The organism is Nocardioides donggukensis, from assembly GCF_014842875.1.
GTDB classification, from domain to species: domain Bacteria; phylum Actinomycetota; class Actinomycetes; order Propionibacteriales; family Nocardioidaceae; genus Nocardioides; species Nocardioides donggukensis.
The window spans coordinates 809805-824706 of sequence record NZ_JACYXZ010000001.1; the positions used below are offsets into that span (position 1 = coordinate 809805).

Consider the following 14902-nt stretch of genomic DNA (forward strand, 5'->3'; position numbering starts at 1 on the left):
ATTTCGGGAGGGTGTGGGCAATGCGGATCTCGGTGGATATGTCGCTTCGGCCCGGGTCGGCCGACGGATCTGGTTCCGATGGACCCTGAGGCACTGAAGGCCAGCTGGGCGGAGGTCGCCCGCTCCGGCGACGAGGTGCCGCTGTTCTTCTACTCGCACCTGTTCCTGGCCCAGCCACAGCTGCGGTCGATGTTCCCGATCGCGATGGACGGCCAGCGGGACCGGTTCGTGGTCGCGCTCGGCCGGATCGTCTCCAACGTCGACGCGATCGACGAGGTGGTCGGCTACATCGAGCAGCTCGGCCGGGACCACCGGCGCTTCGCGGTGGTCGCCGAGCACTACTCGGTCGTCGGCGCCTCGCTGCTGACCACGCTGCGCTACTTCCTGGGCTCGGCGTGGACCGAGGAGCTCGCGGCCGACTGGGCGGAGGCCTACGGGCTGGTCGCCAAGGTGATGGTCCAGGCGGCCGAGGAGTCCGAGGCCACCACGCCGGCCTGGTGGGACGCCGAGGTGCTCAAGGTGGAGCGCCGGACGCTCGACGTCACCGTGCTGACGCTGCGCCCGCACGAGCGGCTCGACTTCGCGCCCGGGCAGTCGATGGCGATGGAGATCCCGCAGCGGCCACGCCTGTGGCGCTACTTCAGCCCGGCGAACGCCCCCCGGCAGGACGGGACGCTGGAGCTCCACGTGCAGCCGGTCGACGGCGGGCTGGTCAGCTCGGCGGTGGTCCGCACGCTCGCCGCGGGGGAGACGGTCCGCCTCGGCGCGCCGGTCGGCCACCAGCTGACCGTCGACCCGGCCACGGCCCCGCCGCTGCTCATGGTCGCCGGGGGCACCGGACTGGCGCCGCTGCTGGCCGTCTTCGAACAGCTCGACGAGGCCCGCTCCGGGACCGGCCCGGCCCCGGACGTGCACCTCTTCCACGGGGCCCGGATGCCCTGGAACCTCTACGAGCACGGCCGCCTGCGGGAGCTGGCGGCCACCCGCCCGTGGTTCGAGTACACCGGTGTGGTCTCCGACGACCCGTCCTACCCCGGACCGCGGGGCATGGTCGGCACCCCGGCCGCCGCGGCCGGTCCCGGCCGGGTCGCCCTGGTCTGCGGGTCGCCCGAGATGGTCCGACACAGCGTGAGCGAGCTCCTGTCCGCCGGCGTGGACCGTGGCGACATCCACTGCGAGCAGTTCACCGCGCTCGACTCCTCTGCCGCCTCGTCCGATTCAGGAGATGCCCCGTGAGTGCCACCCCGTCCCAGCCCGCCGCGCAGAGCGCACAGCAGATCCGGCACCGCTCGTTCCCGACCCGGCTCCGCGGCCTGGACGCGGAGGAGGTCTACGCCTACCTCGACCGGCTCGCCGACCAGGTCGGCCGCACCGAGCGCGAGCTCCAGCAGCTCCGGGAGCGCAGCGCGGACCCGGACGCCGGCGTCAGCGATCGCGCCGTGGTGCTCTTCAGCCAGGCCCAGCAGGTCGCCGACAGCCTGATCGCCGAGGCCGTGCAGAGCGCCCGGGACCTGATGATGAGCGCCCGCGGCCAGCAGCGTGAGATCCTGGCCGAGGCCCGGCAGGCCGCCGAGGAGGTCACCGGCAGCGCCGGCGGACGCGAGGACCCCCTCGGCGGGACCCGGCACACCGGCTACGACCGGCCGGTGCCCGAGGTGGAGTACGTCCGCACCTACACCCAGATCGCGCAGATGCAGCTGCGGGCCGTGCTCGACGCGCTCGGTGAGCAGGTCGACCGGCTCGGCGAGCTGCCGGCCCTGGACGCGGAGCAGGAGGGCACACCGACCGGTGACGCCATCCTGGCCTCGCACTCCACCGCTTCGGGCGGCAACGTCCCCCGCCCACGCTGACTGTCCGGGGGGACGACCGAAAGGAAGACTCGGCATGCTGTCCCAGACCTCGCACGAGATCGTGGAGGCGACCCTGCCCGTCGTCGGTGAGAACGTCGCCGAGATCGCGCAGCGCTTCTACGCCCACCTGTTCGCCGAGCACCCCCAGCTGCTCGACGGCGTCTTCAACCGCGGCAACCAGGCCGACGGCAGCCAGCAGCAGGCCCTGGCCGGGTCGGTCGCCGCCTTCGCCGACGCCCTGGTCAACCGCCCCGACCGGCTGCCCGACCACCTGCTGTCCCGGGTGGCGCACAAGCACGCCTCGCTCGGCGTGACCCCCGACCAGTACCTCGTCGTCCACGACCACCTGATGTGGGCCGTCGGCGACGTGCTCGGGGAGGCCGTCACCCACGAGGTGGCCGCCGCGTGGAGCGAGGTGTACTGGCTGATGGCCAACATGCTGATCAACAAGGAGCGCGGCCTCTACGAGGCGGTCGACCTGGCCCCGGACACGATCTGGAGCACCTGGCGGGTGTGCGAGCGGATCCCGGAGACCGACGACGTGGTGACCCTGGTCGTCGAGCCGGTGGGCGACGAGAAGTTCATGGCCTCCCTGCCCGGTCAGTACGTCACGGTGCGGGCCTCGATGCCCGACGGCGTACGCCAGCCGCGGCAGTACAGCCTGACCCGGGCGGACGACGGTCGGCAGCGCCGGTTCTGCGTCAAGCGGCTGCACGGCCACGACGCCGAGGGCCGCCCCGACGGCGAGATGTCGAACCTGCTGCACGACCGGGTCGCGGTCGGCGACGAGCTCGAGCTGTCCGCGCCGTTCGGCGACGTCGTGCTGGAGTACACCGACCGTCCGGTGGTCTTCGCGACCGCCGGCATCGGCGTCGCCCCGATGGCCGGCATGCTCTCGCACCTGGCGCAGGGGCGGGCCCGCCGGAAGGTGCGCTTCTGGCACGCCGACGACTCGGTCGCCACCTTCCCGCTCCGGGAGCAGGTGATCGCGGACCTCGCCGAGCTGCCCGACGCCACCCTGACCACGTGGTACCTCGACCCCCCGGTGGGGGGCTCGGGTGAGGGTGCGGGCGAGACCCACACCGGCTACCTCGACGTGGGGGAGGTGGACCTCCCCGCCGACGCGGAGTACTACCTCTGCGGGCCCCTGGCGTTCCTCAAGCTGGTGCGCGCCGACCTCGTCGAGCGCGGCGTACCACCCCGCGACATCCAGTACGAGGTCTTCGGCCCGGACCTCTGGCTGGCCGACTACCAGTAGCGGGCGCCGGGGCGCTCCGGCCGGGCCGCCGCCGGGCCGGCGCCGTGCCGTACCGTTGCTCCTTGTGGCAGGCACAGACTTCGACAGCGAGATCAAGCAGCTCCAGGCGACCATGCGCACGATCGAGCAGGTGCTCGACGTGGACGCGATGCGCCGAGAGATCGACGACCTCGGACAGCAGGTCGCGGCCCCGGACCTCTGGGACGACCAGGACAACGCGACCCGGGTCACCGGCCGGCTCTCCACGCTCCAGGGCGAGCTGGACCGGTTCACCAACCTCGCCGAGCGGGTCGAGGACCTCGGTGTGCTGGTCGAGCTCGGCCAGGAGGAGGACGACCCCGACTCGATGGCGGAGGCCGAGAGCGAGCTGGTGAAGATCCGCAAGGCGGTCCAGCTGCTCGAGGTCCGCACGCTGCTCTCCGGGGAGTACGACGTCCGCGAGGCACTGGTCACGATCCGCTCCGGCGCCGGCGGCGTCGACGCGGCCGACTTCGCCCTGTCCCTGATGCGGATGTACACCCGCTGGGCCGAGCGCAACAAGTACCGGGTCGAGGTCTTCGACACCTCCTACGCCGAGGAGGCCGGCATCAAGTCGGCCACTTTCGCGGTGCACGCGCCGTACGCCTACGGCACCCTGAGCGTCGAGGCCGGCACCCACCGGCTGGTGCGGATCAGCCCGTTCGACAACCAGGGCCGACGGCAGACCAGCTTCGCCGCCGTCGAGGTGGTGCCGGTGCTCGAGCAGACCGACGAGATCGAGGTGCCCGACGAGGACGTCCGCGTCGACGTCTACCGCTCGGGGGGCCCGGGCGGCCAGTCGGTGAACACCACCGACTCCGCGGTCCGGCTCACCCACATCCCGACCGGGGTCGTGGTCAGCTGCCAGAACGAGAAGAGCCAGCTGCAGAACAAGGCCAGCGCGATGGTGGTGCTGAAGGCCAAGCTGCTCGCGCTGAAGAAGGCCGAGGAGGCCGCCCACCTCAAGGACCTGAAGGGCGACGTCGCCGCCAGCTGGGGCGACCAGATGCGCAACTACGTGCTGAACCCCTACCAGATCGTCAAGGACCTGCGGACCGGTTACGAGGTCGGCAACCCGCAGGCCGTCTTCGACGGCGAGATCGACGGCTTCCTCGAGGCCGGGATCCGCTGGCGGCGCGGCGCGGACGCCGTCGAGGCCTGAGCGCTCACCGGGTCCGGTCGGGCTGCTGCTCGGGGTCCTCGGCCGGCTCGTCGCCGCGGGAGCGGAGCCGTCCGCCGAGCAGCGCCAGCGCCACGAGGGCGACGAGCACCAGCGCCCAGCCGCCCGGGCCGACGGCGGTGACCGCGTCGGCGAGGAGCCGCTGGACCTCGGCCGCGGCGGAGATGACCGGGTCCGAGCCGGTGGCCCGCCCGGCCAGCACCCGCAGCTCCCACCAGCCGTAGTAGGCGACGTAGGCGCCGGCGGCCAGGAGCAGCGCGCCGCTGACCCGCGGCACCCACCGGCCGGCGCCGCGCATCCGGCCGATGACCGACTGCTTGGCCAGCGCGACCGCGACGGCGACTGCCCCGACGACCGAGCCCATGCCGACCGCGTAGGCGACGAAGAGGATGCTGCCCTCGACCGGGTCGTCGGCCCGGAACGAGGCCACCACGACGGCGAGGAACGGCGCGATCGTGCAGGTCAGCGAGGCGGCGGCGTAGCCGGCGCCGAAGCCGGCCATCGACCAGAACGACCCGGTCAGGGGCTTCGCGGCACCGCGGCGCCCCTTGCGTCGCGGGAGCGTGATCGTGCGACCGGCCAGCACCCACAGCCCGGTGGCGGCCAGCACCAGGCCGGCGACGACGGTGAACCTCGGCAGGTTCTGCTGCAGCTGGGAGGCCACCGGCGCCAGCGCCAGCCCGAACGTCGCGAACACCGCCACGAAGCCGAGCGTCATCGCCGCCGTCAGCAGGAGCGCCCGGGAGAGCGCCCGGCGCCGGGTGGACTCCTCGTCGCCGAGCACCAGCAGCGAGAGGTACGCCGGCAGCAGGGCGAAGCCGCACGGGTTCACCGCGGCGAGCATGCCCGAGCCGAGAGCCAGGGCGAGCAGGCCGTCGGACACGGGTCAGCCGGCCAGGGACGAGACGACCGAGCGCAGCTCGTCGTCGGAGAGGGAGCCCTCGGCGGCGACCTTCCCGCGGCCGTCCAGGACCACGTAGCTGCTCTGGGCCCGGACCCCGAAGTGTCGCCACACGTCGCCGACGGAGTCCTGCAGGTGGGTGATCTCACCGGAGGTCCGGCCGGCGAACTCGGCCATCGCCTGCTCGTCGTCGTCCAGCCCGGCGACGCCCACGAAGCCGACCTCGGCGGCGTACTCCTCGGCCAGCTCGGTCATCACGCTCTGCTGGGCGACACAGGTCGGGCACCACGGCGCCCAGAACCACAGCACCGACGGCTCCCCGCGGAGGCTGGCACCGCGGAAGTCCGCGCCCGCCAGCGTCGTGCCGTCGAAGGAGTAGACGGCCGGCACGGGGCCGGTCTCCTTCTTGTCGCCCGTGCTGCCGCCCGCCGCCTCGTCGGCGGCCTCGTCCCCCTCGGAGGACTCGGGGGACTCGGCCGAGGAATCACCCGCCGCGGCCGCGGCGTCGTCGGCGCCGGCCGTCGAGGTCGTGGTGCCGCAACCTGCGGCGAGCAGGGCGAGCAGGACGGCGGTCGCGAGGGCCAGGAGGGTCTTCAGCACACTGTCAACCGTACGCGGAACCCCGCAGCCCTGCTGCTTACGGATCGGTGACGTCAGCCGGCGGCGGCAGCCCGCACCGCTGCCACGCACCACGACTCGGCCCGCTCGGCGAGCCGCTCGACGTCGGTCGGGCCCTCCCGGCTCAGCGAGCAGGAGAACCAGCTGTCCACGAACAGCCCGCGGAAGCCGGCCGAGGTGGCCCCCTCGGCCCGGCAGACCAGGCCGGTGGCGGGGGAGCCGAACGTGTCCGCCGGTCGGGCCTCGCAGCCCTTCCCCGACCGGGCCTGCCCCACCAGGGCGCGGGCGCGGGCCCGGGTGATCCGCGGCGCGAACACCCAGGCCCGGGCCACGGTGCCGCCCCGGCCCCGGAACACGCAGCCGAACTCGTGCGCGACGTCGCGCAGGTCCGGGGTGAGCCGGGCCGGCTCCCCGTTGACGTAGTGGTCGGTGCGCCGCACCTCGCCGACGGCAGCCGCCACCGCGTCGGGGGAGACGGACGCGCAGAAGTCGGCCCGGGCCACGGTGAGCCCACCCGGGTCCAGTGCCGAGATCGGGGTGGGCCCGGCACCGGTCGCGGCCGTCTCCGGGGTGGTCGAGGGGGCCGCGTCGGGCTCGGCGGTCCCGCTGCTGCACGCCGAGCCGACCAGCGCCAGCGCGGTGAGCGCGGCGGCCGCGGCGGAACGGCGTACCCGGGCGGGAGCGGACATGCGCGCCAGCCTAGGCGGTGCGGTTGCCGGGGTCGCCTAGACTCCGTCCAGTGATTCGCTTCGAGAAGGTGACCAAGGCCTACCCGGGCCAGGCCCGGTCCGCCCTCGAGCAGGTGTCCGTCGACGTCGAGAAGGGCGAGTTCGTCTTCCTCGTCGGCGCCTCCGGCTCGGGCAAGTCGACGTTCCTGCGCCTGATCCTGCGTGAGTACCGGCCGTCCTCGGGACGGGTCTACGTCGCCGGCAAGGAGATCAACCGGCTCGCCGGCTGGAAGGTCCCGCGACTGCGCCGCCAGATCGGCACCGTGTTCCAGGACTTCCGGCTGCTCCAGAACAAGACCGTCACCGAGAACGTCGCCTTCGCCCTCCAGGTGATCGGGAAGCCGAAGGCCCAGGTCGAGAGCCTCGTGCCCGAGACGCTGGAGATGGTCGGCCTCGAGGGCAAGGGCGACCGGCTGCCCGACGAGCTCTCCGGCGGTGAGCAGCAGCGGGTCGCGATCGCCCGGGCGTTCGTGAACCGGCCGATGATCCTCATCGCCGACGAGCCCACCGGCAACCTCGACCCCAACACCTCGGTCGGCATCATGAAGCTGCTCGACCGGATCAACCGCACCGGCACCACGGTGCTCATGGCCACCCACGACGCCGGCATCGTCGACCAGATGCGCAAGCGGGTCATCGAGCTCGAGGACGGCCACGTCGTCCGCGACCAGGCCCGCGGCATCTACGGCTACCAGAACTAAGGAACCTCCTCCTCCATGCAGCTGCGCTATGTCCTCTCCGAGCTCCGACAGGGGCTTCGTCGCAACCTGTCGATGCACCTCGCGGTGATCCTGACGCTGTTCGTGTCGCTGACCCTCGTCGGTCTCGGCCTTCTGCTGAACTCCCAGGCCCAGCGGGCCGAGGAGCACTGGGGGTCCCAGCTGCAGATCACCGTCTTCCTGTGCAACGAGACCGCCACCAGCCCCAACTGCACGGGCGAGGTCACGCCCGCGCAGAAGGACGCGATCATCAACGTGGTGCAGGAGAACCCCGAGGTCGCCGACTTCCACACGGAGTCGAAGAAGGAGGCCTTCGAGAAGACCAAGGAGCTCTTCAGCGAGGAGTACTTCGCCAGGCTGCCCACCTCGCCGTCGTCGATGAAGGAGTCGGTCTGGATCGAGCTGGAGAACGCCGAGCGCTACCAGGGCATCCGCAGCGCCGTGGAGGGCCTGGACGGCGTGTCGAACGTCCGCGACCAGCGCGCGGTGCTGAAGCCGATCTACGCCGCCATCGACGCCCTCAAGTTCGGGGCGATCGGGATCGCGGCCTTCCTCATCTTCGCGGCGCTGCTCCTGGTCGCCAACACCATCCGGCTGGCCGCGTTCGCCCGCCGCCGGGAGATCGGGATCATGCGGCTGGTGGGCGCCTCGAGCCTCTACATCTCGCTGCCGTTCCTGCTCGAGGCGTTGGTCACCGCGCTGGTCGGCGTGGTGCTGGCGGGTGGCGCGCTGGCGGCGTTCATGTACTTCGGCGTCGCGGAGGGGATGCAGGGCCAGATCAACTTCATGCCCTGGATCGGGCTCCCCGAATACCTGGCCGCACTAGGAGCAGTAGCCCTTCTGGGCCCCCTGCTCACGATATTTCCCACCCTCGTGTTGACGCGGAAATACCTCAAAGTCTGAACCTCGTGGTTTAGCGTCGTTTCGTTCACTTCCCCGAACGAAGGCTTTGTGGTGGTTCGCTCCTTCCCCGGCGACAACCGACGTCGTGCACTGATGGCCATCGTGGCCTGCCTCGTGGCAGCGCTCGCGTTGGCGGTCCCGCTCGCCTCGGCCAACGACGACCTGAAGGACAGGCAGCGTCAGGTCAAGAAGCAGATCGGCTCGGCCAGCTCCGAGCTGCACGAGTCCAGCGCCGCGATGCGTGCGGCCGCCGCCCGGCTGGACCAGGCCAAGGCGGAGCTCGGCCGGGCCCAGAGCCGGCTCGCCAGGACGCGCGGCCAGCTGGCCGCGGCCCGGGTCCGGGACCGGGAGATGCAGGCCAAGCTCGACGAGGCGGTCGCGGACCTGAACGCCGCCCGCGGCGAGCTCGCCGCCGGCCGCGCCGACGTCGAGACCCAGCGTGCCGCCGTCGGCGACATGGTCGCGGACATCTACGAGCTAGGCGACCCGCGGATCCAGTCCGTCGCCTCCCTGCTGGACGCCGCCGACCCCGGCGACATGACCCGATCGCTCGCCGCGACCGACGCGGTCGTCGACGAGGAGAACGCCACCCTCGACGAGCTCACGGCCGCCGAGGTGCTGCTGACCGTCGCCGAGGAGAAGGTGGAGCGGCAGAAGGACGTCGTCGAGGTGCGCCGCCAGGCGGCCGCGGAGAACCTGGCCCTGCGCAAGAGGCTCGAGGCGCGCGCCCAGGAGGCGGCGGCCGCGGTGAAGGTCCTCGTCGGCAGGCGCGCCGACGCGTTCGCCAGCGCCCGCCGTGCCCGGGCGAAGGACGAGGCGGTGCTGTCCCGGCTCAAGGCCCAGGACGCCCGGATCTCGGCGGCCCTGCGGCGCCGGGCCGCGGCACTGGCGGCGAAGGCGGCGAAGGCCGCGCAGGGCTCGGTGGGCAGCCGCGACTCCGGAGGCGTGCTGCGGCACCCGGTGGACGGCTACGTCACCTCGCCCTTCGGCTACCGGACGCACCCGATCTACAAGTACTTCTCCCTGCACGACGGCACCGACTTCGGCGCCTCGGCGGGCTGCGGTACGCCGCTGCTGGCGGCCACCTCCGGCCGGGTCATGTCGCGCTACTACCAGTCGGCGTACGGCAACCGGCTGGTCATCGACCACGGGCTGCGCCGCGGCGTCGGCCTGGCGACGATCTACAACCACGCCGCGCGGTACGTCGTCAGCCCCGGGCAGTCGGTCAGCCGCGGCCAGGTGGTCGGCTACATGGGCAACACCGGCTGGTCGACCGGGTGCCACCTGCACTTCACGGTGATGGCGAACGGGCGACCGGTCAACCCGGCCAACTGGTTCTGACGTCGGGCGCAACCCGGTTGCGGGCCTTTGCGAGAATGGTCCGATGGCCAAGGAGCAGGGGCGCAAGCTCGTCGCGCAGAACAAGAAGGCGCGCCACGACTACCACATCGAGGACACCTGGGAGGCCGGCCTGGTCCTGGTCGGCACCGAGGTGAAGTCGCTGCGCGCCGGACGGGCCTCCCTGGTCGACGGGTTCGCCGAGATCGACAACGGCGAGGCCTGGCTGCACGCCGTGCACATCCCCGAGTACACGCAGGGCACGTGGACCAACCACGCCGCCCGCCGCAAGCGCAAGCTGCTGCTGAACCGGTCCGAGATCGACAAGATCGAGCGCAAGATCGGCGACAAGGGCTACACGCTGATCCCGCTGTCGATCTACTTCAAGGACGGCCGGGCCAAGGTCGAGATCGCCCTCGCCAAGGGCAAGAAGCACTGGGACAAGCGGCACACGATCGCCGAGCGCACCGCGAACCGGGAGAAGGAGCAGGCGCTCGGCCGCCGGCTCAAGGGCATGGCGTGACCGGTGCGAGCGTGACCGGTGGTTGCCCTTCGAGACGGCGCTGGCGCGCCTCCTCAGGGACCGGAGCGAGCGTGACCGGTGGTCGCCCTTCGAGACGGCGCTGGCGCGCCTCCTCAGGGACCGGAGCGAGCGTGACCGGTGGTTGCCCTTCGAGACGGCGCTGGCGCGCCTCCTCAGGGACCGGTGCGAGCGTGACCGGTGGTTGCCCTTCGAGACGGCGCTGGCGCGCCTCCTCAGGGACCGGTGCGAGCGTGACCGGTGGTTGAGGAGCGAGCGCCAGCGAGCGTCTCGAAACCACCCCCGCTCGTCGACCGCCTCGGGCTGCCCGGCCTGTTCGACGTGCACACCCACTTCCTGCCACCGCGGGTGGCGACGAAGGTCCGCGAGCAGTTCGACCGGGGCGGCCCGCTGATCGGCAGGCCGTGGCCGCTGCACTACCGCGACACCGACGAGGTCCTGGTGGCCACGCTGCGCGGCCTCGGCGTGCGCCGGTTCACGGCGCTGTCCTACGCGCACCGGCCGGGCATGGCGGAGTTCCTCAACGACTGGGCGTCCGGCTTCTCCGCGCGGGTGCCCGAGGCGCTGCCCAGCGCGACCTTCTTCCCCGAGCCGGGTGCGGGGGAGTACGTCGCCCGGCGCATCGCCGACGGCGCCCGGGTGTTCAAGCTGCACGTGCAGGTCGGCGGCTTCCTCGTGACCGACCCGCTCCTGGACGAGGTGTGGGGCGTGCTCGAGGAGGCCGGGACCCCGGTCGTGCTGCACGCGGGCTCCGGGCCGGTCGGGACGGCGTACACGGGGCCGGAGCCGGTGGCCGAGCTGCTGCGCCGGCACCCGCGGCTGACGCTGGTCATCGCCCACCTCGGGGCGCCGGAGTACGCCGACTTCCTGGCGCTCGCGGAGACCTACGAGCGGGTGCACCTCGACACCACGATGGCGTTCACCGACTTCTTCTCGGCACTGGGCGGTGAGTTCCCCCGCGAGCTGCTGCCACGCCTCGCCGAGCTCGGACCCAAGGTGCTGCTCGGCTCGGACTTCCCGAACATCCCCTACGCCTACGGCCACCAGATCGAGGTGCTGGAGCGGCTCGGGCTGGGCGACGAGTGGCTGCGAGGCGTCTGCTGGGACAACGCGGCGGCGCTTTTCGGCGAATGACCCGCGTGCCCGGCGCGGGTGTGGTGGGCTGGCCTCCCACCCCTTCTCGAGAGGAACTGCCATGCGCCCACGCATGCTCGCGGCCTTCGCCGCCGGTGTGATGACCATCGGCCTGTCCGCCGCCCCGTCGGCGGCCAGCACCGGGGGCACCGTCGACAGCGACAACGAGTACGACAACGTCGGCTTCATCATGTTCTACGACGACGGCAGCCGGTACCGCTGCTCGGCGACGCTGGTCAGCCCGACCGTCGTGCTCACCGCGGCGCACTGCACGGACGGCACCGACGGCAAGACCCTGGTCACCTTCGACCCGGTCATCGCCGAGGAGCCCGCCGACGTGACCCTGCCCCGCGCCGCGGTGCCCTCGGAGGGCTACACGGCCGCCGAGATCACCGACGCCGGCTACCTGTCGGGCGTCGCCTCGACCCACCCGGACTACTCGGACTTCACCGACCTCGACACCTGGAACGACGTCGGCGTGGTCGTCCTCGACGAGCCCGTCACCGACATCGAGCCCGCCGAACTGGCGCCCCTCGGCACCCTGGACACGATCCCGAAGAACGAGCTGCGCAAGACGCTCTTCCGGGCCGTGGGCTACGGCACCGAGGTCCGCAAGGCCGACTCCGGTCCCCAGAACCCGACCCCGCAGAGCTTCCCCCTGGTCCGCCGCTACGTCGACATGCCGGGGCAGAAGCTGACCCCGCAGGTGCTGCAGACCAACGGCAACGAGAAGGACCCGTTCGGGACCGGCGGCACCTGCTTCGGCGACTCCGGCGGCCCGGTCTTCCTCGACGGTCAGGTCGTGGCGGTCACCAGCTACGGCTACACCTCGAACTGCCGCTACCTGGGCGGCTACCAGCGGGTCGAGATCGACGCGGCCCGCGACTGGCTGGCCGGCTTCGGCCTGAGCTGAACGCTCCGACGGTGGGCACGCCCCTGCGCTGCAGGAATAGGGCGTGCCCACCGTCGGTTGGAGCGGGTAGCATGAAGGAGACAACTCAAGAGGGGCTGATCGGTTTCGACTTGGGACGTTAGTTCCAGGAGAAGCGGGTCGAGGAGCCAGCGTCATCTCGTAAACGACCGCTGGAAACCAATAAGTGCCAACGCTAAGCGCACTGACTTCGCTCTCGCTGCCTGAGCAGTGATCGAAGGGTCAGACCGGGCATCCGTCTCCGTCCCGGACCCTGGCCTCATCAAGGAGACTTGCTGATCGATCCCTGTCACGAGGGTCGATCGGGACTTTTTCGTGACTGAGCCCGTCGGCGACCTGTTCGTGGGAGTGCCGGGGCCGAGAAACCGCCATCACGAACTGCACCCGGAGAAGACCTGGTTCGACGCTCGAGGACGCGGGTTCGATTCCCGCCAGCTCCACCGTGTGATGTCTCAGGACATCGGCATAGCCCGGACCCACGTTTGTGGGTTCGGGCTTAGTGCTTTTGGGGTGGTGGTCCGGGTGGTCTTCCTGTTCCTTGGTAGCGCTTGGAGATGTCGAGGACGAGGTCGCGCAGCAGTTCGCCGGTGGCGGCGTCGATGATGCGGATCTCGAGGTCGTCGATGAGGAGCAGGACGCGGGTTCGGGCGTGGGTTCGGCCGATGCCGATGGAGTAGAGCTGGCCTGCGTGGCGCAGGGTGACCTTGCCGCCGGAGTCGATGCGGTCGGTGCGCACTCGAGCGTGGGTTTCGCTGCTTGGCACTGGCTGACGACTCGAACCACCTATGACCTTGCGGCACCGTCAGGCCATTGGGCGCGAGCGCGGAACTGTCGGGTCACGGCATCCAGGTTGAGGGCGTGCCCTCGCTGGAGTCGGAGTCAGGTCTCCGGACACGCTGTCCGATCTCCTGGCCGGGTCCAGGTCGCCCCGGCACCGCGTGCCGTGCCAATGTCGGCCCTCGGTGGCACGATGTGGGTTCGTCACGAGAGGAGGCCTTGGCGCCATGGTTCTACCGCTGGTTCCACTGGTACTCATCGCAATCGGCTCAGCAAGTGGAGCCGGCGGTGTCGCACTCGGCGGCAAGGGTGCGTTCGACTTGAAGAAGGCGCGCGATGAGCTCCGGATGTGCGAGAAGCGCTACCTCGAGGAGCGCGCCCGTACCGAACGTGCGGTCGACGAGACGAACCGACTCCTGGCCGACTATGGCGGTCAGCAGCAGGCATCCCTCGAGGCCGTCGTGGTCCGTATGGGCGTCTTCCTGCGACGGCACGCCAAGCAGGTGCGTGAGAGCGAGCGCTTGCTCGTTGACGGCATCGACGTCACGGTTGGCTCTGTGGCGGGAGCGGCGAAGCTCGACGCTGACGCCGTGGCCTGGGTACGCGGCGCGATGGGCTCCGCGGCCACCGGGGCTGGAGCCGCCATGGGTGTGACTGCTGCGGTAGGAACTTACGGGGTTGCGAGCACGGGTGTCGCGATCTCAGGGCTCTCAGGGGCCGCCGCCGAAAGCGCCACGCTGGCGCTCCTTGGGGGCGGAAGCTTGGCCAGCGGCGGTGGCGGTATGGCGCTAGGGGCTACCGCCCTCAACTTCTTCGCGATCGGTCCGGGCTTGCTCGTCGGCGGCTTCGTGATCAAGGGACAGGGCGATAAGGCGCGCACAGAAGCACGTGAATACGAGGTCAAGGTCAACGTTGCGGCCGCCGAGCTCTCGGACACGAGGACCCGACTCACGGCGGTGGATTCGCGAACGGAGGAACTGGCCGACCTTCTCAGCCAACTCGCGGCTCGGGCCGTCGAGTCGCTGGACTTGCTCGAGTCCGAGACCTTCGACCCCGAGAAGCATGCTGCCCGGTTCCAACGCACCCTCAACCTGGTGATGGCAGTTCGGGACGTGGCTGCGACACCGGTTGTTGACGGCGCGGGAGAACTCAACGACAAGACCGACGGCCTCCAGGTGAAGTACCGTCCGATGACGAAGGAGGCAGATGGGGATGAGTGAGAAAAGGGTCCACGAGGGCCGCGTTATTCCCCCGGCAGCGAAGGGTGCGATCTCCGCCGTCGACGGCCTGGCGGCCCTGCGACAGATAGTGAGCGCAGCCCACGAGTGCTGGGTGATCCACGAGCAAGAGAGCACCAAGCGAGCCAGGCTCCGCACGTACGAGCAGACCGAGGTCGCGAAGATCAAGGCGGCGGAGTCCGTCCTCAAGCACTACTTCGACCAGGTCTTCACTGAACGTCGGGCTGTGTACGAGGAGATGTTCGCCCGTCTTGACCAGGCGATGGAGACAGACCAGCCCGAGATGGTGCACTCGGTGCTCCGCGGAATCGTCGATGTCGCACAGTCGTCGCCGCTCGCGAACATTGGCGACTTGAGTCAAATCCGTGCCGCCCTCGACGACCCCGATCATGAGTGGGAGCTCTGACCGAACAGGGGCTTCGGTTCGGGTCGGAAATGCTGGCGTGTGGAACGCTCGCGCTAGCCGTCCGTTTCGTGGTTTGGACCTTGACCGTTGGCTCCCGGCCGTCGCCCTGACCGACGGCTCGTCCTGGACGGGTGCTGATTTCGGCAGCGATGGGTGCGCGGCCGGACAGTTCTTCGCGGAATGCGCGTTGGACGGTGCCCTGCGACTCGACGTGAGCGTGAACTCGGGCGATCGCGCACCGATTCGCGGCCGTCTCCATTGTGCGATCACCCCACCGTCCGCACCGCCCTCTTGAACGAGAGCCGCCCCGACCCGGGGCGGCTCTCGTGCGTCCCGGTGGTGTCGACCGCACGCGGCCCCAC

At 70.9% G+C, this 14902-nt stretch carries 16 protein-coding genes and 1 other RNA gene; 13 read left to right on the plus strand and 4 right to left on the minus strand.

Annotated elements, in window-relative coordinates; all coding sequences use genetic code 11:
- The first annotated feature begins 78 nt into the window (after nucleotides 1-78).
- The 4 genes from IE331_RS03930 (at nucleotide 79) to prfB (ending at nucleotide 4288) form a co-directional block, all read left to right on the plus strand.
- Complete coding sequence (locus tag IE331_RS03930; RefSeq protein ID WP_192140666.1) at nucleotides 79-1236, plus strand: globin domain-containing protein; 1158 nt, start codon at nucleotides 79-81, stop codon at nucleotides 1234-1236.
- A complete protein-coding gene (locus IE331_RS03935) occupies nucleotides 1233-1850 on the plus strand; it encodes a DivIVA domain-containing protein (protein ID WP_192140667.1) in 618 nt (205 codons plus the stop codon). The genes IE331_RS03930 and IE331_RS03935 overlap by 4 nt, the downstream gene beginning before the upstream one ends.
- 34 nt (nucleotides 1851-1884) lie before the next feature.
- Nucleotides 1885-3108, plus strand: coding sequence for a globin domain-containing protein (locus IE331_RS03940; protein ID WP_192140668.1), 1224 nt, complete (start codon nucleotides 1885-1887; stop codon nucleotides 3106-3108).
- Between the two features lie 64 nt (nucleotides 3109-3172).
- Nucleotides 3173-4288: a peptide chain release factor 2 gene (prfB, locus tag IE331_RS03945; protein ID WP_192140670.1), complete on the plus strand. Its 1116-nt coding sequence runs from the start codon at nucleotides 3173-3175 to the stop codon at nucleotides 4286-4288.
- 4 nt (nucleotides 4289-4292) lie between these two features.
- Here prfB and IE331_RS03950 read toward each other — a convergent pair whose 3' ends face one another.
- From IE331_RS03950 to IE331_RS03960, 3 genes are read right to left on the minus strand one after another with little or no spacing between them, the layout of a single operon-like run.
- Nucleotides 4293-5189, minus strand: coding sequence for a cytochrome c biogenesis CcdA family protein (locus IE331_RS03950; protein WP_192140672.1), 897 nt, complete (start codon nucleotides 5187-5189; stop codon nucleotides 4293-4295).
- 3 nt (nucleotides 5190-5192) lie between these two features.
- On the minus strand, nucleotides 5193-5807 hold the full coding sequence (locus IE331_RS03955) for a TlpA family protein disulfide reductase (RefSeq protein WP_192140674.1): 615 nt from the start codon (nucleotides 5805-5807) through the stop codon (nucleotides 5193-5195).
- A 53-nt stretch (nucleotides 5808-5860) separates the two neighbouring features.
- Entirely contained in the window at nucleotides 5861-6514 is a 654-nt protein-coding gene (locus IE331_RS03960) for a hypothetical protein (protein ID WP_192140676.1), read from the minus strand.
- 50 nt (nucleotides 6515-6564) lie between these two features.
- On the opposite strand from IE331_RS03960, the gene ftsE reads away from it, so the two are divergent.
- The 7 genes from ftsE to ssrA all read left to right on the plus strand — a co-directional run bounded on the left by ftsE (nucleotide 6565) and on the right by ssrA (nucleotide 12562).
- A complete protein-coding gene (gene ftsE / locus IE331_RS03965) occupies nucleotides 6565-7254 on the plus strand; it encodes a cell division ATP-binding protein FtsE (RefSeq protein WP_192140678.1) in 690 nt (229 codons plus the stop codon).
- Between the two features lie 15 nt (nucleotides 7255-7269).
- Complete coding sequence (ftsX, locus tag IE331_RS03970) at nucleotides 7270-8175, plus strand: permease-like cell division protein FtsX (protein WP_192140680.1); 906 nt, start codon at nucleotides 7270-7272, stop codon at nucleotides 8173-8175.
- A gap of 51 nt (nucleotides 8176-8226) precedes the next feature.
- Nucleotides 8227-9516 (plus strand): peptidoglycan DD-metalloendopeptidase family protein, encoded by a 1290-nt coding sequence (locus IE331_RS16905; protein WP_192140682.1) that lies wholly within the window; start codon nucleotides 8227-8229, stop codon nucleotides 9514-9516.
- A gap of 43 nt (nucleotides 9517-9559) precedes the next feature.
- A complete protein-coding gene (gene smpB, locus IE331_RS03980; protein WP_192140689.1) occupies nucleotides 9560-10036 on the plus strand; it encodes an SsrA-binding protein SmpB in 477 nt (158 codons plus the stop codon).
- Between the two features lie 258 nt (nucleotides 10037-10294).
- Nucleotides 10295-11188, plus strand: coding sequence for an amidohydrolase family protein (locus tag IE331_RS03985; RefSeq protein ID WP_192140691.1), 894 nt, complete (start codon nucleotides 10295-10297; stop codon nucleotides 11186-11188).
- A 61-nt stretch (nucleotides 11189-11249) separates the two neighbouring features.
- Nucleotides 11250-12101 (plus strand): S1 family peptidase, encoded by an 852-nt coding sequence (locus IE331_RS03990; protein WP_192140694.1) that lies wholly within the window; start codon nucleotides 11250-11252, stop codon nucleotides 12099-12101.
- A gap of 91 nt (nucleotides 12102-12192) precedes the next feature.
- Nucleotides 12193-12562: a transfer-messenger RNA gene (gene ssrA, locus IE331_RS03995) on the plus strand.
- A gap of 53 nt (nucleotides 12563-12615) precedes the next feature.
- On the opposite strand, the gene IE331_RS04000 is transcribed toward ssrA, so the two are convergent.
- Complete coding sequence (locus tag IE331_RS04000; RefSeq protein ID WP_192140696.1) at nucleotides 12616-12855, minus strand: hypothetical protein; 240 nt, start codon at nucleotides 12853-12855, stop codon at nucleotides 12616-12618.
- A 268-nt stretch (nucleotides 12856-13123) separates the two neighbouring features.
- Between IE331_RS04000 and IE331_RS04005 the strand changes: the two genes are divergently transcribed.
- Both IE331_RS04005 and IE331_RS04010 read left to right on the plus strand, forming a co-directional pair.
- Nucleotides 13124-14116 carry a hypothetical protein gene (locus tag IE331_RS04005; protein ID WP_192140698.1) on the plus strand — a complete coding sequence of 331 codons (993 nt, stop codon included), beginning with the start codon at nucleotides 13124-13126 and terminating at the stop codon, nucleotides 14114-14116.
- Nucleotides 14109-14540 carry a hypothetical protein gene (locus IE331_RS04010; RefSeq protein ID WP_192140700.1) on the plus strand — a complete coding sequence of 144 codons (432 nt, stop codon included), beginning with the start codon at nucleotides 14109-14111 and terminating at the stop codon, nucleotides 14538-14540. The genes IE331_RS04005 and IE331_RS04010 overlap by 8 nt, the downstream gene beginning before the upstream one ends.
- Nucleotides 14541-14902: the final 362 nt, after the last annotated feature.